Origin of the sequence: Shewanella sp. WXL01 (assembly GCF_012263345.1) — a bacterium.
GTDB lineage: Bacteria > Pseudomonadota > Gammaproteobacteria > Enterobacterales > Shewanellaceae > Shewanella > Shewanella maritima.
This window is the reverse complement of the sequence record NZ_JAAIKQ010000001.1, coordinates 536,036-560,134: the sequence shown is the minus strand read 5'-3', so window position 1 is coordinate 560,134 and position 24,099 is coordinate 536,036. Positions and strand designations below refer to the sequence as shown.

At 43.9% G+C, this 24,099-nt stretch carries 27 protein-coding genes; 13 read left to right on the top strand and 14 right to left on the bottom strand.

The features are described from left to right. Nucleotides 1-100: 100 nt before the first annotated feature. On the top strand, nucleotides 101-499 hold the full coding sequence (locus G3R49_RS02255; RefSeq protein WP_130598662.1) for a hypothetical protein: 399 nt from the start codon (nucleotides 101-103) through the stop codon (nucleotides 497-499). A gap of 142 nt (nucleotides 500-641) precedes the next feature. Here G3R49_RS02255 and G3R49_RS02250 read toward each other — a convergent pair whose 3' ends face one another. The 5 genes from G3R49_RS02250 to G3R49_RS02230 all read right to left on the bottom strand — a co-directional run bounded on the left by G3R49_RS02250 (nucleotide 642) and on the right by G3R49_RS02230 (nucleotide 4,656). Continuing rightward, nucleotides 642-1,736 carry an alpha/beta hydrolase gene (locus G3R49_RS02250; protein ID WP_245335223.1) on the bottom strand — a complete coding sequence of 365 codons (1,095 nt, stop codon included), beginning with the start codon at nucleotides 1,734-1,736 and terminating at the stop codon, nucleotides 642-644. A gap of 121 nt (nucleotides 1,737-1,857) precedes the next feature. After that, nucleotides 1,858-2,562 (bottom strand): hypothetical protein, encoded by a 705-nt coding sequence (locus tag G3R49_RS02245; RefSeq protein ID WP_167868525.1) that lies wholly within the window; start codon nucleotides 2,560-2,562, stop codon nucleotides 1,858-1,860. A 281-nt stretch (nucleotides 2,563-2,843) separates the two neighbouring features. Beyond that, on the bottom strand, nucleotides 2,844-3,467 hold the full coding sequence (locus G3R49_RS02240; protein ID WP_130598666.1) for a chemoreceptor glutamine deamidase CheD: 624 nt from the start codon (nucleotides 3,465-3,467) through the stop codon (nucleotides 2,844-2,846). Nucleotides 3,468-3,518: 51 nt separating this feature from the next. Beyond that, nucleotides 3,519-3,704 (bottom strand): hypothetical protein, encoded by a 186-nt coding sequence (locus G3R49_RS02235; protein ID WP_130598668.1) that lies wholly within the window; start codon nucleotides 3,702-3,704, stop codon nucleotides 3,519-3,521. Between the two features lie 94 nt (nucleotides 3,705-3,798). Beyond that, nucleotides 3,799-4,656, bottom strand: coding sequence for a TraB/GumN family protein (locus G3R49_RS02230; protein ID WP_167868524.1), 858 nt, complete (start codon nucleotides 4,654-4,656; stop codon nucleotides 3,799-3,801). A gap of 175 nt (nucleotides 4,657-4,831) precedes the next feature. Between G3R49_RS02230 and G3R49_RS02225 the strand changes: the two genes are divergently transcribed. Together G3R49_RS02225 and G3R49_RS02220 are read left to right on the top strand one after the other, a co-directional pair. Further along, the gene (locus G3R49_RS02225) at nucleotides 4,832-5,143 is read left to right on the top strand and encodes a prephenate dehydrogenase (protein WP_130603309.1); all 312 of its coding nucleotides are present in this window, start codon (nucleotides 4,832-4,834) and stop codon (nucleotides 5,141-5,143) included. Between the two features lie 219 nt (nucleotides 5,144-5,362). Further along, nucleotides 5,363-7,144: a bifunctional diguanylate cyclase/phosphodiesterase gene (locus G3R49_RS02220; RefSeq protein WP_167868523.1), complete on the top strand. Its 1,782-nt coding sequence runs from the start codon at nucleotides 5,363-5,365 to the stop codon at nucleotides 7,142-7,144. 94 nt (nucleotides 7,145-7,238) lie between these two features. On the opposite strand, the gene G3R49_RS02215 is transcribed toward G3R49_RS02220, so the two are convergent. After that, a complete protein-coding gene (locus tag G3R49_RS02215; protein ID WP_130598674.1) occupies nucleotides 7,239-7,766 on the bottom strand; it encodes a DUF3016 domain-containing protein in 528 nt (175 codons plus the stop codon). Nucleotides 7,767-8,296: 530 nt separating this feature from the next. Between G3R49_RS02215 and G3R49_RS02210 the strand changes: the two genes are divergently transcribed. Further along, nucleotides 8,297-8,602 carry a hypothetical protein gene (locus G3R49_RS02210; protein ID WP_167868522.1) on the top strand — a complete coding sequence of 102 codons (306 nt, stop codon included), beginning with the start codon at nucleotides 8,297-8,299 and terminating at the stop codon, nucleotides 8,600-8,602. Between the two features lie 102 nt (nucleotides 8,603-8,704). On the opposite strand, the gene G3R49_RS02205 is transcribed toward G3R49_RS02210, so the two are convergent. After that, on the bottom strand, nucleotides 8,705-9,214 hold the full coding sequence (locus G3R49_RS02205) for a DUF4240 domain-containing protein (RefSeq protein ID WP_130598678.1): 510 nt from the start codon (nucleotides 9,212-9,214) through the stop codon (nucleotides 8,705-8,707). A gap of 69 nt (nucleotides 9,215-9,283) precedes the next feature. On the opposite strand from G3R49_RS02205, the gene G3R49_RS02200 reads away from it, so the two are divergent. From G3R49_RS02200 to G3R49_RS02180, 5 genes are all read left to right on the top strand, one after another. Next, nucleotides 9,284-9,685 (top strand): hypothetical protein, encoded by a 402-nt coding sequence (locus tag G3R49_RS02200; RefSeq protein WP_167868521.1) that lies wholly within the window; start codon nucleotides 9,284-9,286, stop codon nucleotides 9,683-9,685. A gap of 107 nt (nucleotides 9,686-9,792) precedes the next feature. Further along, a complete protein-coding gene (locus G3R49_RS02195) occupies nucleotides 9,793-10,590 on the top strand; it encodes a response regulator (RefSeq protein WP_130598682.1) in 798 nt (265 codons plus the stop codon). 164 nt (nucleotides 10,591-10,754) lie between these two features. Continuing rightward, nucleotides 10,755-11,027 (top strand): HU family DNA-binding protein, encoded by a 273-nt coding sequence (locus tag G3R49_RS02190; RefSeq protein WP_130598684.1) that lies wholly within the window; start codon nucleotides 10,755-10,757, stop codon nucleotides 11,025-11,027. A 289-nt stretch (nucleotides 11,028-11,316) separates the two neighbouring features. Further along, nucleotides 11,317-12,009, top strand: a complete 693-nt coding sequence (locus G3R49_RS02185) for a TorF family putative porin (protein ID WP_130598686.1) — start codon at nucleotides 11,317-11,319, stop codon at nucleotides 12,007-12,009. Between the two features lie 188 nt (nucleotides 12,010-12,197). After that, nucleotides 12,198-12,371, top strand: coding sequence for a PA3496 family putative envelope integrity protein (locus G3R49_RS02180; protein ID WP_165398981.1), 174 nt, complete (start codon nucleotides 12,198-12,200; stop codon nucleotides 12,369-12,371). Nucleotides 12,372-12,458: 87 nt separating this feature from the next. On the opposite strand, the gene G3R49_RS02175 is transcribed toward G3R49_RS02180, so the two are convergent. Continuing rightward, nucleotides 12,459-13,796: a sodium:alanine symporter family protein gene (locus tag G3R49_RS02175; RefSeq protein ID WP_167868520.1), complete on the bottom strand. Its 1,338-nt coding sequence runs from the start codon at nucleotides 13,794-13,796 to the stop codon at nucleotides 12,459-12,461. Between the two features lie 400 nt (nucleotides 13,797-14,196). Between G3R49_RS02175 and G3R49_RS02170 the strand changes: the two genes are divergently transcribed. After that, nucleotides 14,197-14,610, top strand: coding sequence for a GNAT family N-acetyltransferase (locus tag G3R49_RS02170; protein WP_167868519.1), 414 nt, complete (start codon nucleotides 14,197-14,199; stop codon nucleotides 14,608-14,610). Nucleotides 14,611-14,689: 79 nt separating this feature from the next. Here G3R49_RS02170 and G3R49_RS02165 read toward each other — a convergent pair whose 3' ends face one another. From G3R49_RS02165 to metB, 5 genes are all read right to left on the bottom strand, one after another. After that, nucleotides 14,690-15,223: an SRPBCC family protein gene (locus G3R49_RS02165; protein WP_167868518.1), complete on the bottom strand. Its 534-nt coding sequence runs from the start codon at nucleotides 15,221-15,223 to the stop codon at nucleotides 14,690-14,692. Nucleotides 15,224-15,376: 153 nt separating this feature from the next. Beyond that, nucleotides 15,377-15,610, bottom strand: coding sequence for a hypothetical protein (locus G3R49_RS02160; protein ID WP_348633899.1), 234 nt, complete (start codon nucleotides 15,608-15,610; stop codon nucleotides 15,377-15,379). A 328-nt stretch (nucleotides 15,611-15,938) separates the two neighbouring features. Next, nucleotides 15,939-16,823, bottom strand: a complete 885-nt coding sequence (gene metF, locus G3R49_RS02155) for a methylenetetrahydrofolate reductase (RefSeq protein WP_130598696.1) — start codon at nucleotides 16,821-16,823, stop codon at nucleotides 15,939-15,941. Between the two features lie 313 nt (nucleotides 16,824-17,136). After that, complete coding sequence (locus G3R49_RS02150; RefSeq protein WP_167868516.1) at nucleotides 17,137-19,530, bottom strand: bifunctional aspartate kinase/homoserine dehydrogenase II; 2,394 nt, start codon at nucleotides 19,528-19,530, stop codon at nucleotides 17,137-17,139. A gap of 101 nt (nucleotides 19,531-19,631) precedes the next feature. Then, nucleotides 19,632-20,792, bottom strand: coding sequence for a cystathionine gamma-synthase (metB, locus tag G3R49_RS02145; RefSeq protein ID WP_167868515.1), 1,161 nt, complete (start codon nucleotides 20,790-20,792; stop codon nucleotides 19,632-19,634). A gap of 208 nt (nucleotides 20,793-21,000) precedes the next feature. On the opposite strand from metB, the gene metJ reads away from it, so the two are divergent. The 3 genes from metJ (at nucleotide 21,001) to G3R49_RS02130 (ending at nucleotide 23,246) form a co-directional block, all read left to right on the top strand. Then, nucleotides 21,001-21,315 carry a met regulon transcriptional regulator MetJ gene (gene metJ, locus G3R49_RS02140; protein ID WP_130598698.1) on the top strand — a complete coding sequence of 105 codons (315 nt, stop codon included), beginning with the start codon at nucleotides 21,001-21,003 and terminating at the stop codon, nucleotides 21,313-21,315. A gap of 140 nt (nucleotides 21,316-21,455) precedes the next feature. Further along, a complete protein-coding gene (locus G3R49_RS02135; RefSeq protein WP_130598700.1) occupies nucleotides 21,456-22,196 on the top strand; it encodes a sulfite exporter TauE/SafE family protein in 741 nt (246 codons plus the stop codon). Between the two features lie 138 nt (nucleotides 22,197-22,334). Beyond that, nucleotides 22,335-23,246, top strand: coding sequence for a LysR family transcriptional regulator (locus G3R49_RS02130; RefSeq protein WP_167868514.1), 912 nt, complete (start codon nucleotides 22,335-22,337; stop codon nucleotides 23,244-23,246). A gap of 137 nt (nucleotides 23,247-23,383) precedes the next feature. Here G3R49_RS02130 and G3R49_RS02125 read toward each other — a convergent pair whose 3' ends face one another. Further along, nucleotides 23,384-23,929: an outer membrane beta-barrel protein gene (locus G3R49_RS02125; protein ID WP_167868513.1), complete on the bottom strand. Its 546-nt coding sequence runs from the start codon at nucleotides 23,927-23,929 to the stop codon at nucleotides 23,384-23,386. Between the last annotated feature and the right edge of the window lie 170 nt (nucleotides 23,930-24,099).

Here is a 24,099-nt window from a genome sequence, read left to right as displayed (position 1 = left end):
ATTAATATTATTGAATAAGTCAGCTCAATATGGTTCAAGAAAGCACTATATTTGGTCACAATTTATCTCGTTCTACCTATCTAATTTCAAGGGAAGTGAAATGAAAAAAACCTTACTAACTGCAGTTATTGGCTCAGTATTGCTCTCAGCTTGTGGCGCGACTCCACCTCGTGTTGCTCAAGAGAAAGAAACCAATGTAAATGGTGAAACTTATGTTTTAGGTGGTCAATACGATAAAGACAAGAATAAGTTAGAACTAACGGTAAATGGCGAGGTTGTAATGCAAGGGCGTTTCCCGCCTTACACCCCAACCCAAAACCTTAATGCGACATACGAAGACGTTAACTTCTCAGGTAAATGCTATTTTGGCTCTGTGCTAGGCGATGATGGTGGTGAGCTCGGTATCGTTGCAGGCATCATCCAGGCTGCTAAATCTAGCTCGGCTGACAAATGCGAAATGTTCGTAAACGACAAGCCTGCGGATACCCTATACTTCTAATCATTTATGGTACTCTGCTTGTATAGTACTACTTTGCGCTCTAGATGAGCTATAAGTGAGTACAACCAGGCTAAAAGCCGCGCTTAAAGTATATTTAGGGCGGCTTTTCTGTTTTAACGCGATAGGAGTTTAAAAAACGTTTTCACTGGCTAAGCAAAAAACGCAGCGGTACATCAACACGCTCAGCCCAAGCCACCTCAGTATGTGCCTTCCCCTTAAAGTACTGGGTTTGCCATAAATGTGTAGGGTAACTTAGTTCAGCAAACATCTTATCTACTTTTGCTTGCAGCGGTGGATACATGGCATCAAGGGTTTGATCGCCATAATCAAAATACAACTTAACCTTAGGTTGACTCATTATTTTTTCTGCAATATATAAGTTAAACGCTGCAGGAATAGGATTATTTTCACGGGCAAACGATCCCGGCCAATGGGTAGATACACAAGCTGCGCCGCCAAATACCTCAGGGTATTCCAAAGCGGTATACCATGAGATTAAACCACCCATGCTCGACCCCATCACAAAAGTATTGGCTCGATCAGTTGCGACTTCGAATTTACTATCAATAAAAGGCTTCAACGATTTAGCAAGAAAGGCGGCATAGTTATCTGAATAAACACGCTGATGAAACAAGCCTTCAGACTCACTTCGCTTATCTTTATACAGCTCAGTTTGAGTACTTGCTGGTAACGACTCAAAAGGTTTTTGTGGGAAATACTCACTGTGGCGAGATGGCCCGGCGTTATGTACGCCCACCACAATAAACGGTTTAACTTCATCAGACTGATTAAGCTTTGCCGATGCTTCATCCATTTCCCAAGACGTTTTATTCCAGGATTGCTCCGCATCGTAAAGCATTTGTCCATCATGCATGTATACCACTGCATATGGAGCTTTGGCTGGATAATCCGCGGGAAGCCATACATCAATAGGGCGAGGCGTAATACCAGCAAAGTCGATATCTGCACTATCAAGCCGTTTGAGCTGACCTTGTGATGCACTTGGCATAGGCGCATTGAGCAACTCGTTGGTCATTGAGTTGGATTGAGATGCTTGCTTATCCAAAGACTCAGTGTTTGTGGCATGCGCATCGGCGCTAAATAATGTGCCACTAGTTAGAATTAAAGCCGTTACCGCTCCTAGCATCACAGCTAAATTAAACGCTGCAGCCTTAACTATCTTACTTGTATCAAAAGACGAGTCTGTAGATGTCTCATCAGCAATAACGTTAGCCATAAGTCCCTCTTTGCAATCTTAACTAGCTCAAGTACTGAAGTCATGGTTGGCGAACGAACTCACTTTGGCAAGTGAGGAAGCAATGCAAACGTATGCATAATCGTCAGACAGATATCGATACTTACAGGAAGGACTCAACGACAGCCGCGCAAATAACCATACTTGCCAACACCGGAAATGCAGTGAAGACAATCGCTAAGAGTGATTTAAAAGAATATTGACCATGAACCGTGCGAACCGGATAGTCAAAGAACAACAGCATATAAAATAGCTGCTTTAACGGAAAGTACAGGGCATCAAGGTAAACTTTTTCGCCAGACTGCAATATAAACTCAATACCAACAATGTGGTTACGAACACCAAAAGCGCGCGCGTGCCTGGACTTATATATGACCTTTGCCCGCTTTATATGCTCACGCTCAATAACATACTCACCCTTTGGCTTATTGATAATCGCGCTGCCAGGCAGAATAAGTTTATCGCGACTGACGATACACTGCTGAGCTAGCTTGCTGCCATAGTGAAGTCGTATCAACACCCAGCGAACAATAAAGTAAATCGGCACCAAAGCAAAGTTGGCCAAGGCGAATGTTCGTGCAAGTTCATCATCTGCAATACTTAAAGGCGCTGCAGCTACACCAAGCATGACAAACAAAATAAGTAGCGAACTAATCAACGGCAAAGGGTAAAACAATCTGCTGATAGCAAGCTTAACAATCGAGTTATCATTAAACTTGCTCATTCCTTTAATACGGAAATCAAAAAACCAACGTTTATCATCCAATGCAACTGCATCCGCGTTGCCAACACCTGACTCTTGTTTCAATATTTACACCTTATAAAAGTATCTCACCTCAATGGTGACGCTTGTTTGACCACTTCTCCCCATCAATTATCCACGAAGCTATCAAACAGCAGCCCGCCCCTCAACTAGCCATATAGATAAATAGTTGCGCAGCAGGCATCCCCTCAAGGATAGAAATGTAGAATTCAAAAATACGGGGAAATAGCATTTATAGCGACGTTAAGCACATTGACGTGATAACAATCAGGCTTAAGTGAGTATATTTGGTCACTGCTTCGTGACACTAACTTACTCAAGCAAAATCAAAACAACTCAATATCTGAGCTTGATTGTTGATCTGTATCCAGGTGACTAAGATAGATATTTTCTTGTTGGGCGACTTGCTCTTTATTACTCATAGGCAGCCATTTGAGTAGCGCTTTGCCAGTTTGAGGATGGAACAGCACCTTACGGGGTAAATCTCCGCCTAAATCTTCACTCACAATAGGGATATTTTCCATCGCAAGGTAGTGCTTAACAAATTCAATGTTGTCCTGACCAACATTGAAACTCATGGCTAAACCGATTTGGGCGCCACCAAAAACTTTGGCCTGCAAGCGCGAGCGGCTGCCACCGGCTTTTAAAATACCATTGATGAGCTGCTCCATCGCCCAGTTACCATACCGACACGAGTAACTTGCGATATTTTGCCACTCTCCCTGCAATTTCTTTTCTGGCAACAGAAAGTGGTTCAGCCCACCGACTCCAATCAGTGGGTCCCAAATACAGGCAGCAACGCACGACCCTAGGCGGGTATATACCAACTCATCTTGTTGACTGACGTAAAATAACCCGGGATCAACCCGAGCCACCATCTTATTGTGCTCCTTATCAAAACGGCGCTCAATTAAGTTGGGGTCAAGATCAGCGTGGTGCAATTGCTGCATTGAGTTTCCTTCCAAGTCCCTTAAGTTGTCGCAAACGCTTGGTAAATAAGATTAGTCCTTATGACTCTCTTCACTATTTTTGTCTTTATCATCTAGCAAGCTAAACCAAACACCTTGATTTGAGCCTTTAATGAGACCAACTGCTATGACAAGCAAAATGATGGCAAAAGCGGTTTGGTACTCTCTAAACAAATAAATGCCAAGTATGACCAGTGATACTGCAACGAGTTTTTGCAACGCATTCTCCCTGATGTTTCTTATTACGTCCTACGATATAAAGCCAGTTTAGCGACAAAGTTAAGTTCTATTACGATACTTGTCGCCTTAAAAATTAACACTCATTACGATGACAAGCTTTAAGCTGCATACCTTTGGTATTGAGTAAACCTGGAATAGCTTGCTGCCCAACCAAGTGACCAGCACCCACAACAATAAATAACTGCTTGCCTTTATGCTCAATCATTAGCTGTTTAATTTTAGCAGCCATAGTGTGATTGCGTTGCCAAAGTAGCTTGTCCAATAGCTCATTGGTTACAGCCTGAGGATCTTCCATTAGTTTAGCTAGTTGCTCATCATCACCTTTACGCCAGGCTGCGATTAACGCCAACATTTCAGCGTCTTCAACATAAGCAGCCTCTTCCACCATCTTGTATTGAGTCTGTTCGCTAAAGCTTGAGATAAGCTCAAACTGAAACTCTACACTTTCAAGCTCAATTAAATCTTTATTACCTTTACGGGCAACGAGCATTAAATCAACACCTTGCTCAGCTTGAAAACCTAACTGAGCAAAACGAAGTAACCCAATTTGCGATGCTTGTAACCAGGGAGCAAAGCCCGAAATAGCCTGGCAAAGTTGCATTTGTGGCTGACAGTAACCTTGCAAAATCTTATCAGTTTTGGCTTTTTGCGATGGCGAGATTTGGCCGTGCTTAGCAAGCAAACTCCCCACATCAGCTTTAGTCACATCCGCTTCAATCACTAAAGCATCTGAATCGGCAAATGCTTGCTCGATTTTTGTATTCAACGGATAAAAGTCCGCTTTACCCACATGCACTGAGCCAAGCAGATAGGCTTGCTCGCCTTGATAGTTAACTTGATAAAACACAGGGTTATCCGATGGCGCTGCTATCACTTGTAATGATGCCACACACACCAGTGCGCTAAATGCTTTAAGCAACCGATTTAACATTGTCTTCCTTATTCCTTTAATCCATATACATCAGTCAATCTAACCATAAACGCTAACATTGGCTAGCGACAAATTAACTATGTACAAGATAAAACCACTTGTTGCGGCTAATAATTTCAACATATTAGAGGGAATAGGTATAATTAGCCCAGAGTTCATTAATATCGAGGCTAAGATGCCATACACCAAAGTTATCCAGCAGATCAGAGAGAACCTGCAAACCGCTTACCGTCAATCCATTGATTGCGACAACCGCCTCGATGAATTACACAAAGCAGGTCACGGCAAATTTGTGGCAATTTTCGATAAAGAACAAGGCTTTAACGAGCAAAGCAACCGCTTCTTGCCATACGTAAAAGAACTTGCAACCGAGTTTGAAACCTTTCAAGGCAATACCCATATTGCCCCTGAAACCCTAGAAAGCTTTGTAAAGCGCCTTGGGCTGCTACTGCAAACCATGAATGCCTTTAAGCTAAGCTCAAAATAACTTAACCAGAGCTCGGGCTAACAAAACAAGGCTAGCTCGACTAAATGACTCCCCAAGAGAAACGGTGCATGAAGTGCCGTTTTTTGTTTCACTCCCAGTAAATTTCCAACCCATCGACATCATGCCTAAACCTTGGGCTGATATTCATTCTTTGCAATAAATATGTCATCAAAGCGCAATACACTTTTTGATCCCAACCCTTTAAAAAAGATGACGGCAATGAGTGGTATTGATTTAGTTCACGAGCTAAACAAAGTATTTAACAGGCAAGCGATCACCGCGCTGTATCAGCCCATATTTAATATCACGACGCATCAACTTCACGGATACGAAGCATTGAGCCGCGGCCCTGAGCACAGCCCATTATTCTCGCCCGTACCGCTATTTAAAACCGCTGAACATCAGGGCAGGTTGAGCGAGCTAGAAACCTTATGCCGAACCATATCAATCAATGCGTTTCGGCAAAGACAGCTTGATGGCAAGCTGTTTATCAATATCTCGCCTAAAGCTTTGCTTGACCCCAACCACCCCAAAGGCATGACCTTACAACTGGTGAAACAACTGGGCATATCACCTCAAAACGTGGTTATTGAACTGTCGGAGCAACACCCAGCCGATGATATAGACTTACTTAAATCTTGCTTGAATCACTACCGAAATCAGGGGTTTCTCACTGCCATTGACGACCTAGGCGCTGGCTACTCAGGATTAAGATTGTGGTCTGAGCTGGCGCCAGACTACGTAAAAATTGACCGCCATTTCATTCAGGAAATCGACACCAATCCAGTCAAACAAGAGTTTGTGCGCTCAATTGTCGATTTATGCCAAAGCTTAACCTGCAAGGTCATTGCCGAAGGTATTGAGACACCTCAAGAGCTGACCGTTATCAAACAACTTGGGGTGACATATTGCCAGGGTTATTACCTGGGCCGCCCACAAGTACAACCTAAGCGTAAACTTGAGATTGAGCATAGACCGCTACCAAGTAGCGGCCTCAATCATCGTTATTGCGAAACGGCAGAAAGTCTATGTATGAGTGCCGTTACCGCCGCGCCGGAAACACAATTAAAAATCTTAATTCAAAAGTTTATAGAGCAACCGGCACTGCAAGGTATTGTGATTGAGCAACAGCAGGTCCCGCTAGGAATAGTTAACCGCGCCAGCTTACTTGAGTTATTTAGCACGCCCTATGGCCGAGCGCTGAATGAAAACAAAGCCGCGAGCTCGGTCATGCAAAAGACCCTAATAACCATTGAAGCCACTGAGCCATTATCTAGCGTCAGTCAGCTGCTTACATCTGATGCCGTCAACACAGTTGAGCAGCAATTTGTGATAACCCGAGATAACAAACTTTTAGGAATAGGCTTAACCAAAGACTTACTGCAGCGGATCACCGACGAGCGTATTAAGATGGCGCGTCATGCAAACCCATTAACTAATTTGCCTGGAAATGTACCGATTCAAGAAGAGCTGGCCAAACTCAAGTCACAAGATATCCCATTTTACTTAGCATACTTGGACTTAAGCCATTTTAAACCTTACAACGACATTTATGGCTTTAGCCGCGGTGATGAAGTGATTCAATTGGTTGCCAACTTGCTCAATAAACACCAAACCGAGTACTGCTTTATTGGCCATGTTGGTGGCGATGACTTTGTGATGATTTCAACTAATCAAAACGTTATTGAGCAATGCCGCGCGATTATTGATTCATTTGAATCTCACAAGTGTAGCTTTTATGGTGAAGAACATTGGCAGCAGCAAACCATGCTTGCCAAAGACAGGCAGGGAAATCCACATCATCACCCATTGATTTCGCTATGTATTGGCGTACTGCCACCCGCTTACACTCGCCATGCCACCGAGCATCAACTGTCGATGTTAAGCGCTGAAGCTAAGAAACAAGCTAAAGCCGCTATCGATGGGTTCATACTGGTGTCGCATTCCCCTTTGTGTGTCGCGCTAAATTCAGATAACAACTGGCAACAAAAAACCGCTTAATGAGAGAACTCATTAAGCGGTTACTGACCTTTAACAACTATCTAGCGTGAACGGCTGCTAAGTACTTGAGCTTTCGCCTACAGCTCTGAACTACTTAGTTAACTTGCGGTGCAACCGTTTTATTAAACCAGTTTTTTAGCATTACGGTCTCATACTGAAACGGCTTGTGATTACGGTTGCGAACATTGTTCATAAAGGTCATATCAACCAGCTTTTCGTCGCCTGCAACAACCACTTTATCGCCTTCTAAAACCTGGTAGGTAAAGGTCATGCGTGGCGGATATAAGTCTTTGATAATGCGTAAGTCACCCGTTGTTGCACCAAATGTTGGGCGCATATCACCAGCAAGGTCGAGGTTACTTACTTGCATCTCAAGCTTTTGGTTTGGTTTAAGCGTTTTAGTGACTTCTTTGTCCAGATTTTTAGTCAAAGTTTCAAATAAACGCGCTTCAAAGCGTGATTGTCTCTCGTTAGAGGTTTTTATATCTCTAAACTTTTTCGGATTTTGCCATTCAATTTTAACCACACCAACTTCAGTGATTGGATCTTGGGTTTCAGTATCATCAGCCATCACTGAAGTACTTAAAAATACACTGGCAAGGATTAAGGTATAAAATCTCATGTCATGCTCCTTAAATGTTAAACAAAGGTCAGGTTAATCAAAGTGGCATTTAATACGGCAATAAACTTCGCCTACACCGCTTTGATGGAATAACTATACAAAACTTAACCTGTACGTTGGCTTAATGCCAAAGCAATAAATTTTGTGTGCTACTGACTCAATTAATAATGTGCACTTTTACTCGCTAACTAACATGAGCGACTCATCACTTGTATAAGGTACTTAGCATTTATATAAGGTACGTAGCGTTTAAATAAGCTATATAGCGTTCATACAAGGTACGTAGCGTTTAAATAAGCTATATAGCGTTTATACAAGGTACGTAGCACTTTCTAAACCTCAATCTTCTCCACCTATCGTACTAACTAATAGTAACTATCAAGCAAACAACCAGGTTAAGAATACCGTTCAGTAACCGTTCAAGTTGGCGGTGATATTATAGCCACAACTTAAAGCATCAACCTTTAATATCAACACACGTAAAAGGGACGAACGTCGTGAATTCATAAACTTATTGTGGAGTCAGGCATATGAAAACCTTAACTACTCGTTTAAACACTGTCGTTATCACCAGCATGCTTTTACTTGGTGCTAGCTTAATCAATCCAGCCCTAGCCGCGCCAAAACATGCAAGCGCCACTTCAGAGCAAGTGATTGCCGCTCAACTAGAGCGTATTGAGCAGAAGCAGCTAGTAAGCGAAATGGAATACGAAGCGCAAATCGAAGCAGAGTTTGAAAGCCAGTTAGCCAAAGCTGATCGTAAATTTGTTAGTGAGCAATGTAAGCAGTACGGCTTAAAGTTCGACAAACTATCAGGCACTTGCCTATCTGAATAACGATTAGAGATTAGCTTTTAGCATTAAAGCAAATTTGATCAAACAAAAAACGCTAAGCCCAAAGCTTAGCGTTTTTTGTTTATCTGCGTTATTACAACGATACTAAAAAGGAAATAGGTTACTCAATTTAGGGTAAGCCTTGCGTAGAAACTTTGGCTTATTATTAAACTTTTTGCCCGCAGGAGTGTGGCTGCCAGACGGCACAAAAGGTAACTCCTCTCCGGTTCTGTCCTCGTACACCTGCCCCGCCATCAAATCGTAATCTTCAACAAAGGGGTAAGCGTAATCATCAACCTTAGGCCAGTCTGCAATATCAGCAAGGTTGTCAGGATTAGCCACAATATCGTTAAACGCCTGCTCACCTAGCGAAATTAAAAAGCATTGAAACTCAGTAAAGGCATGCTCAGAGTCACAACCCGTCACCACGTACGCCGCGCCCCATAAATCCCAGGTGTAGCTTTTACGTAGCAATTGGCCAAACATTTTGTCAAACGCCTTTAAGCTATCGCTATCGAGTGCTAACAGTTGTTGTTTAAGTGCAGCACCGCACTCATCAGAAGATTGCGTCGCATGCGTACGTGTCACGAGAGCCCAAAATTGCGCTTCTGTCATTTGCTAAAACTTACCCAAATCAAAATGAATACGGTATTCTACAGCAAAAATAACAACAAGAGAGCGACTATGCCCTTCCGCCTGCGTGTACTTTTTATCATTTATGTTCTAGTTGCCATTGGTTGTCTATGGCGCGCTGTCACTTTCAACGCCTTTGATCTGCTTACTATTGGGGTATTTCCTGTACTGGTTGGCCTTTGGTATCAAAGTAAATGGGCTCATGTAGTGCTATACGTCTACATCAGTTTGCAAAGCCTTGGGGTTATAGCCATGTCTGTAGTCGCGCTCATCGCCCTGCAAATCACCCCTGAAGATGTAAAACTTGAGTTTCAAGGCAGCAATATTCCACTCATCCCGCTAGCGATTGGCTTATATAGTTTAGTGATATTCCAATGGTGGGTAGCGTTAAGCAAGGTTAGCAAACAGTATCTAGCAAATGATAAATCTAAACTGCCCGAGGTTCACCCGTAAATATTAGCTGGCAGAAATCATAACAATAGTGTCACCAAGATAACTACAAACCCGCTATAGCTTGCGCTATAGTGCCCGAAATTTAGACTAATTTAGGCCCTGAGACTATGCATCAACTTTCGCCAAGCGAATTATCTATTTTGTTACTCGAGCCATCTGAGACTCAAAGAAAAATCATCATAAACCGTCTCAGAAAAGAAGGGGTTAGCCACATTGAAACGGCGGCAACCTTGGCAGAAGCTACCGCGAGTATCACTAAACACAAACCTGATTTAATTGCCAGTGCGCTGCACTTTAGTGACGGCGAGGCGACCGAGTTACTTAGATTTATTAAACAAGACCCAGAGTTTCAAGATATTCAGTTCATGTTGGTTTCAAGTGAATGCCGCCGCGAGCAACTTGAAGTATTTCGCCAATCAGGTGTTGTGGCGATTCTCCCCAAACCATTTAACGCGGATCACCTAGCAACAGCACTGAACTCGACCATTGATTTGATCTCCAATGAAGAGCTTGATCTGAGCCACTTTGACGTGCACAACCTACGTGTACTCGTTGTCGACGATAGTCGCATGGCACGTAACGTAATTAAACGAACGATTACTAACTTGGGTATTCAGCTAATTACTGAAGCAGAAGACGGCCAAGAGGCAATCAACTTGATGCAAGCGTCGATGTTTGATTTGGTCATCACTGACTACAATATGCCAAGTGTCGATGGCTTGGAGCTGACACAATATATCCGCCAGCAGTCTCAGCAATCTCACGTACCCATTTTAATGGTGTCATCAGAAGCTAACGACGCTCACTTAAGTAATGTGTCTAGTGCTGGCGTGAACGCTTTATGCGACAAACCATTCGAACCTAAGCTGGTCAAACAAATCTTGTATCAGCTATTAGAAGACTAACCCAGAGCAAAGGTGACTAGTCGATCACAATTTTAACTTTTAGTTAGCCCGCAAATCCCGCCCTAGTGCGGGATTTCTACGTAAAAGTACTTTTAATGGGCGAATTGTTATGGCATGTTAATCAAGTTTTAACAATATCCCTATGGAAAGCAGAGACGATTACAATGAACAAAAGTGAATTAATTGCCAAGATGGCTGAAAGCGCTGACTTAACAAAAGCAGAAGCAGGCCGTGCACTAAAATCTTTCGAAGAAGCAGTAACTGAAGCGATGAAAAACGGTGAGAAAATCTCAATCGTTGGCTTTGGTTCTTTTGAAACCACTGAGCGTGCAGCACGTACAGGTCGCAACCCACAATCGGGTAAAGAAATCCAAATCCCTGCGGCAACTGTACCTAAGTTCAAAGCGGGTAAAGCATTAAAAGATAGCGTTAACTAAAATAACTAACGGTGTCTAATAACTAAACCTCCCAAACGGGAGGTTTATTTTTGCCTCAAAATTGCGCACACACATCTCCTCCAGCCCATTTTTTGCACAATACAAGTGCACAGCATGCTCAATAAAGTAGCAACAACTAATGCACATCAAATCATTTGACTAGCTAAACGCCTGTTTTGAATAGATATTCATATTTGGCACAGTTTTAGCTAATTCCATTCAAATATCGAGCATGAACGCTATGACCTAAACACTAGTGTTCATCACAATAAAACTTGAGGGGATGACAATGAAAAAATCACTAATTCAAGCTGTTGCGCTATCTTCAGGACTGTTACTTACTGCAAGTGCTAGTGCAGAAGTAACGGGTAATGTTGGTGCAGTATCTGAATACTTATGGCGTGGTGTTGCGCAATCAAATGGTGCAGCAGTGCAAGGTGGCGTCGACTATGCTCACGACTCAGGTTTTTATCTAGGTACCTGGGCGTCAAATGTTGATTTTGGCGATGGTACTAGCTACGAGTTAGATATTTATGCTGGCTTCGGTGGCAATATTACTGAAGACTTATCTTGGGATATTAACTATCTGTATTATGGCTATCCAGATGCACCAGGCAGCATCGACTTTGGTGAAGTCACTGTCGGTTTCGCTTGGAAAGGCTTTGATGCGTCTTACTCGCATACCATTCATGGTGGTGACGACATCGCTGCAGACCCACTTGATTCGAAAGACATGATGTACGCGCAAGCTAACTACAGCCACGCATTAACTGAAAAGTTAACCCTAGGCCTACACTATGGTTACTCAAAAGGTGATGTGATCACTAGCTGGTATGGCACTGATAGCTACTCTGAATACAATGTTTCGTTATCAACTGCCACAGATTTTGGCGACATTAGCTTTATGGTGTCAAAAACTGATTTAGACGATGATGACGCTCGCTTAGTTGTTGGTTACTCATACGGCTTCAATATGCTTTAAATAGACTCTGCCGTTAAAAATAGCGCTGCCCTAGGGGCGGCGCTTTTTTGTGGAAATTCGATTTATTACAATTTAAAGATCTGCCTTACGACACTTTAGCAAGTTCTCAATTAGCTGCTAAGCTGAAAATAACGCGATGGTTATCCATCTGCTGAGTACCTAGACCCTCCCTGTTAAAGGAGATCTTTATGGCGAATCTAACAGAGCACGTTCCTAACGACACTGAACTAGAGGAAATGGCAAAACCGCGTAATGTGAAAAAAGCCCAAGCACTTGAACATAAACGCGCAGTACGCAGAAAGCTTGATGACTATTTAGAAGATGCGCAGCTGCGCAGGGATATTGAAGATGACTTTATGTAACCCAAACTAAAAAGGCCCTTTACCAACCAAGAGTAAAGGGCCTTTTTCTGTCTGCTCGTTAAACCGCGAATACCTAGAATTTAGAGGTTATTGCTGCTTAGCAAAATACTCGCGCGTGAGCTTAAACACGACTGGGCTTAACAATAGCAGCGCAACCAGGTTAGGCAGTGCCATCATGGCATTCAAGGTATCAGCCAATAACCAGATAAACTCCAACGAACTCACAGCACCCACCGGCACCACAATAGTCCAAATGAATCTAAATGGCTTTAGGGCTTTATCACCAAACAGGTACTGAACGCATTTTTCACTGTAAAAGCTCCAACCTAGAATGGTAGTAAACGCGAATACAGCTAGAGAAATTGCCACAATATACTGACCGATTGGCATGGCTTGAGAGAACGCCATTGAGGTTAATGCTGCGCCATTTTCACCAGAGCTCCACACACCTGAAACCACAATCGCCAGACCGGTAATCGAACACACAATAATGGTGTCGATAAACGTACCTAACATCGCAACTAAGCCTTGCTTGACAGGCTCTTTGGTTTGCGCAGCTGCGTGCGCAATTGGCGCACTACCAAGACCCGCTTCGTTTGAGAACACGCCGCGCGCCACACCGAAGCGAATTGCAGCCCAAACTGCTGCACCAGCGAAGCCACCTTGCGCGGCCACAGGGTTAAATGCAGATTCAATAATCAATCCAAATGCTGCAGGGATCTTATCTGCAAACACCACCAATACCATTAAACCAGCAGTGATATAAAACAAGGCCATCAATGGCACCAACTTACCTGCGACCACAGCAATACGCTTAATACCGCCCATCAGCACAGCACCCACAAGTACCATCAAGGTAACACCCGTTACCCAGGTCGGTACGCCAAAACTTGACTGCATCGCATCGGCAACTGAATTGGTTTGCACCGTATTGCCAATACCAAAACCGGCAAAAGCGCCAAATAAGGCAAATGCAGTACCCAACCATGTCCACTTACTGCTTAGACCGTTTTTGATATAGTACATAGGGCCACCGATGTGGTTGCCATTGCCATCGGTTTCGCGAAACTTCACCGCGAGCACAGCCTCAGCAAACTTGGTCGCCATACCCACTAACGCGGTACACCACATCCAAAATAAAGCACCAGGACCACCTAAAGCAATCGCTGTCGCAACACCAGCAATATTACCTGTGCCTATGGTTGCCGACAGTGATGTCATTAACGCATTAAACGGGCTTACATCGCCTTTGTCATCACTGCTTCGTCCCTGCCACAGCAGCTTAAAACCTGTACCTAACTTCACAATTGGCATCAACTTCAAACCAATCGATAAGAATAGCCCGACACCCAAAATCATGACTAGCATGGGAACGCCCCATACAATGCCATTAATGGTGTTGACTATTTCAGTGACCATTTCCATGCAAAACCTCTTTCATGCTTGTTATATATTTGAATTGTTATTCTTAACCCGAGGTCGGGCTATATTCGGCCACCATACACTGCGTCGCTTTTGTGCGACTTAATAATTAGCGCAGACGTACCTTGTTGATTGCAAATACCACTAGCTCTAAGGCCAGTTTTGGTAATTTTGTAGATTACCGTGATTAAACCGAAACACGCAACAACCCGAAACAAGTTAACCAAAAAAATGGCGCACTTCTCATAAAATCAGCCAAATGCGGCGAGTTTATTGTTCGATATTTAACACGACACCAATATCATGCTATCTGTAATCATCGACAACAGCGCTAAACATGCTGTTAATCTGGATAGCTAACATTTATCACGAGCCTTTGAAGCAAAAAATTTCGAGCACTGACATGAACATCGAACTAATAGAAGACAACCACAATGCCGTATTTTCTGAACTCATTAGCGGTTTAAAACGTCACAGAACAGAGCACATGGGGCCAGAGGAGCCACTACCACTAGGGTTAACAATCAAGGATACACAAGGCAAGGTGATCGGCGGCATAGGCGGGCGCACTATCTACCGGAACTGGCTAATCGAAGTTTTATGGATAGATGATAGCCTGCGCGGCCAAGGCTATGGACGTAAACTAATTGAGCAGGCAGAAGAGTTAGCTAAGCAGCGCGGCTGCGTGGTAGCCCAACTTGATACCCTTGAGTTTCAAGCCGCTGACTTTTATCAAAAAATGGGATTCGAGGTTGTCGGCACTGTGCCCGCATTTGAAGGTAGTCCCGCCCGTTACTTTATGTTGAAGCACTTTTAAATATGGTTGACCTGAGCTAAGGGGCATAAAAAGGGACACCAAATGTGTCCCTAAATTCCTTGCTATCGACTAATCAGCGCTATTTTTCAACAACCACTTTTAGGTTATCGAGCCCAATCTGCAAGTCGTTGCCAATAATGGTTTCAAAATCCATAAACAAAAATAGCAGGTTCATTGGGTAGTCCATATGACCGCTAAAACCCCAGGCAACTTTTGTTTGGCTGCTACCTAGTGCCTCAGTTGTCATATAAGCTGGTGACACTGACTCAAATGGGCTAATAAAACGCAGCTCGTAATCAATACGTTTGCCCTCTTCAATGGCAATGATTTCTTGCTCGCCAACGCCCACATCTGGGTTTTCACTGGACCATGCAGATACAAACCCAGGCGTGCCATCTATGCCGCGATAGGTTTTATCCATCCCAGGATCCATTTGCGCCCACTTACTAAAATTGTCCTGATTCTTAAGCAAACGAACATAATTGAACACCTGTGGCAGCGACTTATCAATCACAACCGAACGTTCTACAGAATAATCAGTTTTGACAAATAAGGCGACAATGAAAGGTAAAGCGATAAACGCAGCAAGCACAATGGCAAGTTTCTTAAGCATAGTATTCTCGTTGTAGCGTTTAAGCAGAAAGCTAACTTGCTCAAACAGTTAAGGAATACCTAAAAGTATAACGGCTCAAGTGTTACCAACAACTCAAATTAACAATTAATTTACAACCCGTGTTAAAACGAGTCTTAAAGACGACTTTATCAGTCAATCCTGCGATGCTGGTTTGAATAGAGTAACCTGGTTTTCGTCAGCGAACTTATTTGCCGAGTTAACTAACTCAGGATATTGCTTGGCGAGTTTGATGCAACAACTGGCACACACACATTGTTTGTCTGGCAAGCTGGCACTGGGATTATCGATGAGGTATTGCTCGATGAGCTGACCAATGGGAAGTGACTGTAGGTCAATATGAAGTGGCTTATCAGGCAAAGAAGACATACACCAGCACTGACTGGGAGCTTGCCCTAAAGCCATCGCGCACTGATTATTGCCATAACATAAAGGACAAACGCTGCTTTTATTGAGTAACTCTGCCATTGGATAGTTTTGTCTTAGTTTTTATTAATTTCTTAGAAAACACACTCTGACAGTATCAAGCTTATGCTCGCCATACTCAAGGTAAGTACCTAACACTATGAAATGTCTTGCTAACGACTAGATGTATACAAGTCTTTGCAGTAACTTGTTAACCAACCACAAAAAACGCGGCCTAAGCCGCGTTTAATCATTATTTATCAAGCAGTGTACTGCTTAACCTTAATGAGGGTTACTTTGGACGCACACCCAAAGTGTGGCAAATGGCATAAGTCAGTTCTGCACGGTTAAGGGTGTAGAAATGGAAGTCTTTCACACCTTCACGGGCTAGCACTTTCACCATATCAATAGCCACGTTAGCGCCCACTAGCTTTCGGGTAGCCGGATCATCTTCTAAGCCCTCAAACTGTTTATGTAGCCAGTTCGGGATCGCCACGTTTGTCATGTCGGCAAAGCGTTTGGTTTGCTTAAAGTTAGTCACAGGCAGAATACCTGGCACGATTTCCACATCAATGCCCGCCGCCACACAGCGGTCGCGAAAACGCAGGTAAGACTCTACATCAAAAAAGAACTGGGTAATTGCGCGGTTTGCGCCAGCATCAATTTTCTTCTTTAGATTGATCAAGTCAGCCTGAGCATTTTTGGCATCAGGATGCACCTCTGGATACGCAGCCACAGAGATATCAAAATCAGCCACTGAGCGCAGCAGGCGCACTAAATCATTGGCAAATCGTGTTGGTTTAGGGCTGCCATCTGGCAAGTCACCGCGAAGAGCAACAATGTCTTTAATGCCTGAATTCCAGTAATGCTTAGCGAGCTCTACTAGCTCCTCATCGCTGGCATCAACTAAGGTTAAGTGCGGCGCCGCGACCAGCTCAGTTTCTTTTTGAATTCGCTCAATCACGCTATGGGTACGGTCACGCACACCTGAGTTAGCGCCATAGGTTACTGACACAAACTTAGGATTCAGCGGTTCTAGACGACGGATAGAATTCCACAATAACTCTTCCATCTCAGGGGTTGAAGGAGGGAAGAACTCAAATGATACATTGATGTCACTTAGTTCGGCTAAGCTCTGATTTAATGAGTGAGAGTGCTGCGCGTGATGAAAAGCCATAACCAATTCCTTCAACTTCAATTCTATATATGCATCTTAACGACTATCCAATAATAGCTATCAATAGTTAGCTAACATTATTGACTAACAAAACCATCTAGCCGTTTGGACGTCTAAACGTCTCTATGGGTTACATACTAGATTAACTAGCATTGAAGTCAAGACAAAAAATCTGCATATGTGGCGATCGTTAACTGAATTTTGCTCAATAGTAACTTGAGCCAAGTTCAAGATGATTTTCAGGCAATAAAAAAGGCTTCAATTGAAGCCTTTAGTAGTGTTTTAACTTGGTAATTAGGAGCAAGCTAGCCAATCACTCTTGTAGCAAGTCTTTACAAATATGCACCAGATCTGACTGCACTGCCGCAGCGGTCACCTCGCGCCCAGCACCAGGGCCACGAATGATCAGCGGGTTACCTTGATAGAAGGCGCTGCGGATAACAAATACGTTATCACCTGGAGTTAGGTTCGCATACGGATGACTCGTATCCACCCACTGCAAGCCAACTTCTGCAACTAGCTGACCATCAACTTTATCTAGCGCCGCCACATAACGCAGCACCTTGTCTTGCTCAGCAGCCAATGTGAATTGACGCAGCAATTCATCATCAAGCTCGTTGATGCGACCTAAGAACTCATCCACCGACACTTGTGCCAGCTCGTCAGGTACTAGCGAGGCTAACTTAATGTCATCTAACTCAATCGATAAACCAATCTCACGAGCAAGGATCAGCAGCTTACGCTGCATGTCGCGGCCGGAAAGATCATCACGCGGGTCGGGCTCTGTGATCCCTAACCCTTTGGCTTCAAGCACTAACTCAGAGAATGGCTTGCTGCCGTCATAGTTTTCAAACAACCAACATAGTGTACCCGAGAAAATACCACCCACAGCTTCAACGGTATCGCCACTGTTATGTAAGTCATTAAGTGCATGCTGAATCGGTAATCCTGCACCACAGCTGGCATTATAGCGCCAGAATAAACGGCGGTTACTTAGTTGCTGCTTTAATTCTTGGTAAAACGGCAGCGGCCCAGAGCCTGCTAACTTGTTAGCACTGACCACATGAATACCGCGGCTAAATAGCTCTGGGTATTGCAGGGTTAGTGACGCACTGGCACTAATATCCAACGCGACAATTTCATCACAGCTAAGCTCTTGCAGCTCATCAAATAAGTGATCGTAATGCCACTCATTGCCTTGCTGAGCAAATTCAAGCTGCCAGTTATCAAGATCGATGCCATGCTCTTGAATTAGCGCTTTGCGCGAGCTAACTAAGCCTACAAGATCAACTGATGCTTCAAGCTCACGATTAAGCGTGTGTTGCGAACGTTTAAATAGCTCAATCCAGGCTTCACCAATGTTGCCCACTCCCAGCAGCAATACGCCAATGCGCATACGTGGGCCAGCGCAGCGGCGGTGTACCTTTTGGGTGAGTAGATTCACTTGCGTCGCTGGCACTAAGGTCACAAGGCTCAAACTATCTTCATAAATAGGTTTAGCATCGCGGCTCAGTAAACGCGCGAAACTGCGGCGATACAACTTGGCATCAGCGCTCACCAATGCAACTAAACCAAGATTACTGTGATGCTCAAGCTCGCTAATGCCAAATTGCTCCGTATGCTGCTCAAGTAGTGATTCCACAATCGCTTGATTTTCAACAGTAAAAGCAATTTCACATTTTTGCTGACCATGATTCCACACGCCTAATGGATTAAGCGCGAGCTCTTTCACCACTTCAAGTAACTCAGCTAATTTGGCTTCAATCTTAAATGAGAAGACCGCCACTTTATTAAGGCTAGTCACCACTGGCGCACTGGCTGATGAGCTTTGCGGTGCGATCAAGGTAAAGTCGGTGTGAGAAGCATAGCTTGAGCGAACCGCTAAGCTCACCTCGGTATTAAACAGTGGCTGCAACGTGCGGCAATGCAATACTGGTGAACCTAAATGTGCCAGTTTGTCAGCCTCAGCTAACGATAAACTATTAAGCAATTTGGCATCGTTGATCTTATTTGGGTCGGCGTTGAATACGCCCTCAACATCGGTCCAAATCGTCACCCGACCAATATCGGCAAGGCTAGCAATTAAAGTCGCGCTGTAGTCAGAGCCATTGCGGCCAAGCAGTAAGGTATCGCCATTGTCGTTGGCACAAATAAAGCCGGTGATCACCAAGCGCTCATTCGGGTGTTTTGCCAATAACTGCTGTACTTTCGCTTTAGATTCATCAAGGCGAATATTGGGGACGCCGCCTTCATCAGCCAACAAAATTGAGCACGCATCCACATGCGATGCTGCAACACCTTGTTCACGTAAGAGCGCAGCCATCAGTCTCGCCGACCAACGCTCGCCAAAGCTCACCACTTGATTAAGTTGATATTCGTTGCGCTCAGGCAAAGATAATAAAGTCACTAATTGCGCTTTATCGGTCGATAAACGTTCGCGTAAGTCACGCGCTTGCTCGTTAGACAGCAGCTGCTCAATCAGGTTTTGCTGAAAGCTAATTAATACCTGCAGCTCTTCTTGCCACAACTCGCCATCTTCACGCAGTTTTAGCAGCTTATATAAGAAGTTAGTGCTCTTACCAGCGGCAGACACCACCACGAGATCGTCGCTATTGCCATGGGTCAATATAATGTGTGCGACACGGCGATAACAGTCCGCATCAGCCAGACTTGAACCACCAAATTTATGTAAATGACCTCGTGCCATTTGTCACTCCTTAAACTACGCGGCAATACTCGATATGTGCCGCGTACAACTTACTTTATTGCGTGCGATTTTCTAAATATATGTGGACAAAAATTAACGCTTTATAGAGCTGCAACCGCATCTAAGCCAGCTTTGATGTCTGCGCTTAGATCGTCACCATCCTCAATGCCGACAGATAGTCTCAATAATGTGTCTTCAACACCAGCCTCTAGGCGAGCTTCTCGCTCCATTGCACGGTGGGTCATGGTTGCCGGAACGGCTACTAAACTTTCCACGCCGCCTAAACTTTCAGCAACACTGAACAATTTCAGCGCATCTAAAAAGGCGACAACCTCGGCCTCACCACCTTTAAGCTCGAAACTTAACATAGCGCCGAAACCTTTTTGTTGTTTCTGCGCAATTTCGTGGCCTTGATGGTCAGATAATCCCGGGTAATACACTTTTGCAACGCTTTCATGGCTAGTTAGCAGCGCAACAATCTTTTGTGCATTGGCTTGATGCTCACGAATACGCACACCTAAAGTGCGAATGCCGCGTAATGCTAAGTAACTGTCAAAAGCGCTGCCCGTAAGCCCTAAGGTATTCGACCACCAATGTAATAACTCGCCTAGCTCAGCATCTTTTGCGACTACTGCGCCGCCAACCACGTCACTATGGCCATTGATATATTTAGTAGTGGAATGAATCACGATGTCGGCGCCTAAATCGAGCGGCTGCTGCAAAATTGGCGACAAGAAGGTGTTATCAACCACAACCCAAGCGCCAACCTCGTGGCTTGCCTGTGCAATGGGTGCAATATCCACCACTCTTAATAGCGGGTTTGATGGGGTTTCAAGCCAAACCATTTTTGGCTTTTGCTTAATTGCCTGCGCTAATGCTTGCTCATCGGTTTGATCGACAACCAATAATTTAAACGCGCCCTTTTTGGCAAGATTTGTGAACAAACGATAGCTGCCACCATAACAATCGTGGGGTACAACGATTAAATCCTCAGGCTCAAGTAGACTGGTGACCAAAGTAATGGCCGCCATACCGGTACAGGTCACAACACCTGTTGCTCCGTTTTCAAGTTGAGCAATAGTATCTCCAAGGATATTACGGGTTGGGTTACCCGAGCGGCTATAGTCGAACTCGCGTGGATTTTTATGACCATCAAAAGAGTAGTTGGTCGACAGATAAATCGGCGGCACAACCGCGCCATACTGGGTGTCACTTTCAATACCTTGGCGCACTGCCACTGTCGCATTTTGAGGTTTGGCCATCATTGACTCCTAAATCAACCACTCAAGAAAGAGATGTCTAGACGTCCAAATGTACCTAACCCAAACATCAGCGTCAATAGGAAATAGCCATATAGACATCTAAACATCGAGAAATCTATTTGCATTGCACACAATTTCGTTGCAATAATTTGACTAACGTAGATAAGGGGTTAAAATCAGCCCCGAATTCAAAGCTAAAGGTGAGTTAATGACTGAGTGGAACGGCGACTATATTAGCCCATACGCCGAGCATGGCAAAAAGAATGAACAAGTAAAGAAGATTACTGTGTCCATCCCTTTAAAGGTGCTAAAAGTATTAACTGACGAGCGTACTCGCCGCCAGGTAAATAACCTACGCCATGCCACTAACAGTGAGCTGTTATGCGAAGCTTTCTTGCATGCATACACAGGTCAGCCACTGCCAAATGACGATGACTTATCTAAAGAGCAACCAGACCAAATTCCTGCTGAAGCAAAAAAATTGATGGATGCTATGGGCATCGAGTGGGAAGACGTAGAATAGTCTGCAAACCATATCGAATTTTAAGATGCTTCAATCGCTCAGGTGGTTGAAGCATTTTTTATTACTCTCGCACCTATTTTTTGCTCCCGCGCCAAGGCGCAGCTTGCTCAAGTTCAAGCCATAATAAATATGGAAGTAACATGACAATAGTCGACCCGTTAAGTCTGATCCTAGCTTCAATCATCATGTTTGCTGGTGCGCTAACTCAAAGCCTAATTGGCTTTGGTTTAGCAGTTGTGGCAACGCCGCTGTTGTATATTGTCGACCCAGACTTAGTGCCTGTGCCGGTAATATTAATGGGCTTTTCGATTTCAGCGTTGACCTTATATCGCGAGCGCAGCGCACTTGAATTTAACGGACTACAATACGCTCTCATTGGCCGCGTGCCAGGCGGACTCCTTGGTGCCAGTCTACTGATACTCGCACCAGCTGATATTCTCGGCCTAATGATTGCAGGTATTGTGCTGCTAGCAGTATTACTTAGCATCTATAAAATCACTGCGCCCGTGAATAAGCTCACCTTGTTTATTGCTGGGATCTTTTCGGGGATTTTTGGCAATATTGCCGCGATTGGCGGCCCGCCATTAGCAATACTGTTAGCTGGCAAAGCCGCTGCTGACTTTCGCGCTGCTTTATCTGCGTTTTTTGTCTTTAGCTCAATGATCGCACTGGCCATATTGGCGATATATGGATTAGTACAATGGCAACATCTCGTTATCGCGGCCATGCTTTTGCCCTCTGTGATATTAGGGCACAAAGTGGCTGGTAAATATGTACACAATATTGATAAAGACCTGACGCGAAAAGTCACCTTTATTTTGTGTAGCTTAAGCGCGCTCATCCTGGCTACTAAATCAATTATTAGCTTAATGGCTACTTAGTTTGCCCTCACGTTTGTCAACTTTCATCGCTTAGCGATGGTGTCGCTGTGAGTTCCATCATGCTTATCAACGTGTTGTTTGACAGTAATCTCTTGATACATCTACACTCATTCTTTTGTCTAACCTAAGGTGTATCAGTTGAATATCAATGACTTAGAGTTATTTATAGCGGTTGCTAAACTCGGTAGCTTTTCTAAAGCCGCAGATTCATTTGATACCAGACGCGCGTTAGTTAGCCGCCGAATTGGCGAGCTAGAAAAACAATTAGGCGCGCCACTTTTTATTCGCACCACGCGCGCAATGTCGCTAACTCCCAGTGGCGAGCAATTCTTAGAGCAAGTGGAGCCTTTAGTTGGGCAATTTCTCAATGCTGCTCGCATGGTTGAAAACCAGCAATCTCAGTTACAAGGGAAGCTTAGAATTGGTCTCTTGCCATTTATGGAGCGACTGCTCGATAGGCAAATAGCGGAGTTCATGCGAAAGCACCCACAAATCAAACTAGAGATCTTTATGGTCTCAGGTGGCTATCGCGAGCTTACTCGGCTCGGGTTAGATTTTGTCATTGATGTAGGCAAGCTAGAAGACAGCAGCTTTGTTGCCAAAAAGCTCACATCTTTCAAGCTAAAACTCTTTGCTACACCAGAATATCTGGCGCAGCACGATGAAATCACTTGCGTGGAGGACTTGGCGAAACACTCAATGATTGCCTCAACTGGCGGCACAATCCAAAACCATATCATGATCGATGACCAGACTTTTTCTATCGATTACAGCCTAGTCACCAACGACTTTAGTTCCTTATTTAGTTTTTGTCTTGCCGGTGCTGGAATCGCTTTTCTGCCCTACAGTCTTGTCACTGAGCATCTAGAAAACCAACAATTAGTCAGTATCTTGCCTGAGATTGAGTCTGACTATATTGACTCATATCTGGTTTATCCAAGTCGTCAACATATGTCACTAGCCGCAAAAATGTTTGCCAGTAATATTATTGATGTCGCGCAAGAACTGGATAAGTCAGAATCGGCTTACTACTCAAATAAATTAAAATAATGGCAAAACCCAAATACAAAAAAGGCATAACAAGATGGGATGTTATGCCGTACAAATGCTGTACAAAAAATAGGGAGTTAATATAAAACTGGTGGGTTTCAACCTACCCACCGTGAGTTGATGGACAAAATGAACGCTTAGAACTTGTAGTCAAACGTCAGGTAGATTTGCTGACTATCACTAATTTCGATGCCATTTTTGTCATAGTCTTGAGCAAGGTAGCGATAGCCTAAGTCGCTTGAGAAATGCTCCGTCCACTTGTATTGCACACCAGCTTGACCACCCCAAACAAAATCTGCCGATGATTTACCACCAATCTTGTTGTCATTGGCACCCGCGGTAACACCGACGAATAGGTTAACGTCTTTATGTACAGGAATTAAATAATCATAACTGGCCAACCAGCTGTATTGCTCCTGCTTATATTGAGAGCCGCCCTGATTAAACTTATCTTCCATGTAGCTAAAAGTACCAGTAATACGGTGTTGCTGTTCAATCAACATACCAATGCGGCCTTGCCACGCTTCACCTTCGGTATCTTTATTAACAGTACCTTCAACCGTATCCATTTGGTAACCCACACCGGCACCCGCAAAGAAGTCAATTTCAACAGCATTGGCGACAGAGCTAGTTGCCATTAATGCTGTGGCTATGGCTAATGTTTTGAATGATTGCGTTTTCATAATCTTCCCCTTACAGAGTTACTTATTGATTCATTTGCTTTCGACGTCACAAATAGTAATCAAAGCAATCGGGTTAATTAACTAGCGAAAACGACTCACTTTGTCTCAAAAAACAAGACAAAATCTATTTATATCAATCACATCAAATCTGGTTACATTCGCGCCCACAA

What these genes read in the sequence shown, in the direction of transcription:
- G3R49_RS02205 (WP_130598678.1), bottom strand. Translation starts at nt 9,214, where the DNA reads ATGACAGAAGCGCAATTTTGGGCTCTCGTGACACGTACGCATGCGACG.
- G3R49_RS02225 (WP_130603309.1), top strand. Translation starts at nt 4,832, where the DNA reads ATGCCATACACCAAAGTTATCCAGCAGATCAGAGAGAACCTGCAAACC.
- G3R49_RS02240 (WP_130598666.1), bottom strand. Translation starts at nt 3,467, where the DNA reads ATGCAGCAATTGCACCACGCTGATCTTGACCCCAACTTAATTGAGCGC.
- metB (WP_167868515.1), bottom strand. Translation starts at nt 20,792, where the DNA reads ATGGCCAAACCTCAAAATGCGACAGTGGCAGTGCGCCAAGGTATTGAA.
- metF (WP_130598696.1), bottom strand. Translation starts at nt 16,823, where the DNA reads ATGGCTTTTCATCACGCGCAGCACTCTCACTCATTAAATCAGAGCTTA.
- G3R49_RS02210 (WP_167868522.1), top strand. Translation starts at nt 8,297, where the DNA reads ATGAAAACCTTAACTACTCGTTTAAACACTGTCGTTATCACCAGCATG.
- G3R49_RS02165 (WP_167868518.1), bottom strand. Translation starts at nt 15,223, where the DNA reads ATGCTTAAGAAACTTGCCATTGTGCTTGCTGCGTTTATCGCTTTACCT.
- G3R49_RS02200 (WP_167868521.1), top strand. Translation starts at nt 9,284, where the DNA reads ATGCCCTTCCGCCTGCGTGTACTTTTTATCATTTATGTTCTAGTTGCC.
- G3R49_RS02250 (WP_245335223.1), bottom strand. Translation starts at nt 1,736, where the DNA reads ATGGCTAACGTTATTGCTGATGAGACATCTACAGACTCGTCTTTTGAT.
- G3R49_RS02220 (WP_167868523.1), top strand. Translation starts at nt 5,363, where the DNA reads ATGAGTGGTATTGATTTAGTTCACGAGCTAAACAAAGTATTTAACAGG.
- G3R49_RS02170 (WP_167868519.1), top strand. Translation starts at nt 14,197, where the DNA reads ATGAACATCGAACTAATAGAAGACAACCACAATGCCGTATTTTCTGAA.
- G3R49_RS02135 (WP_130598700.1), top strand. Translation starts at nt 21,456, where the DNA reads ATGACAATAGTCGACCCGTTAAGTCTGATCCTAGCTTCAATCATCATG.
- G3R49_RS02150 (WP_167868516.1), bottom strand. Translation starts at nt 19,530, where the DNA reads ATGGCACGAGGTCATTTACATAAATTTGGTGGTTCAAGTCTGGCTGAT.
- G3R49_RS02185 (WP_130598686.1), top strand. Translation starts at nt 11,317, where the DNA reads ATGAAAAAATCACTAATTCAAGCTGTTGCGCTATCTTCAGGACTGTTA.
- G3R49_RS02215 (WP_130598674.1), bottom strand. Translation starts at nt 7,766, where the DNA reads ATGAGATTTTATACCTTAATCCTTGCCAGTGTATTTTTAAGTACTTCA.
- G3R49_RS02190 (WP_130598684.1), top strand. Translation starts at nt 10,755, where the DNA reads ATGAACAAAAGTGAATTAATTGCCAAGATGGCTGAAAGCGCTGACTTA.
- G3R49_RS02230 (WP_167868524.1), bottom strand. Translation starts at nt 4,656, where the DNA reads ATGTTAAATCGGTTGCTTAAAGCATTTAGCGCACTGGTGTGTGTGGCA.
- G3R49_RS02175 (WP_167868520.1), bottom strand. Translation starts at nt 13,796, where the DNA reads ATGGAAATGGTCACTGAAATAGTCAACACCATTAATGGCATTGTATGG.
- G3R49_RS02195 (WP_130598682.1), top strand. Translation starts at nt 9,793, where the DNA reads ATGCATCAACTTTCGCCAAGCGAATTATCTATTTTGTTACTCGAGCCA.
- G3R49_RS02255 (WP_130598662.1), top strand. Translation starts at nt 101, where the DNA reads ATGAAAAAAACCTTACTAACTGCAGTTATTGGCTCAGTATTGCTCTCA.
- G3R49_RS02180 (WP_165398981.1), top strand. Translation starts at nt 12,198, where the DNA reads ATGGCGAATCTAACAGAGCACGTTCCTAACGACACTGAACTAGAGGAA.
- metJ (WP_130598698.1), top strand. Translation starts at nt 21,001, where the DNA reads ATGACTGAGTGGAACGGCGACTATATTAGCCCATACGCCGAGCATGGC.
- G3R49_RS02125 (WP_167868513.1), bottom strand. Translation starts at nt 23,929, where the DNA reads ATGAAAACGCAATCATTCAAAACATTAGCCATAGCCACAGCATTAATG.
- G3R49_RS02160 (WP_348633899.1), bottom strand. Translation starts at nt 15,610, where the DNA reads ATGTCTTCTTTGCCTGATAAGCCACTTCATATTGACCTACAGTCACTT.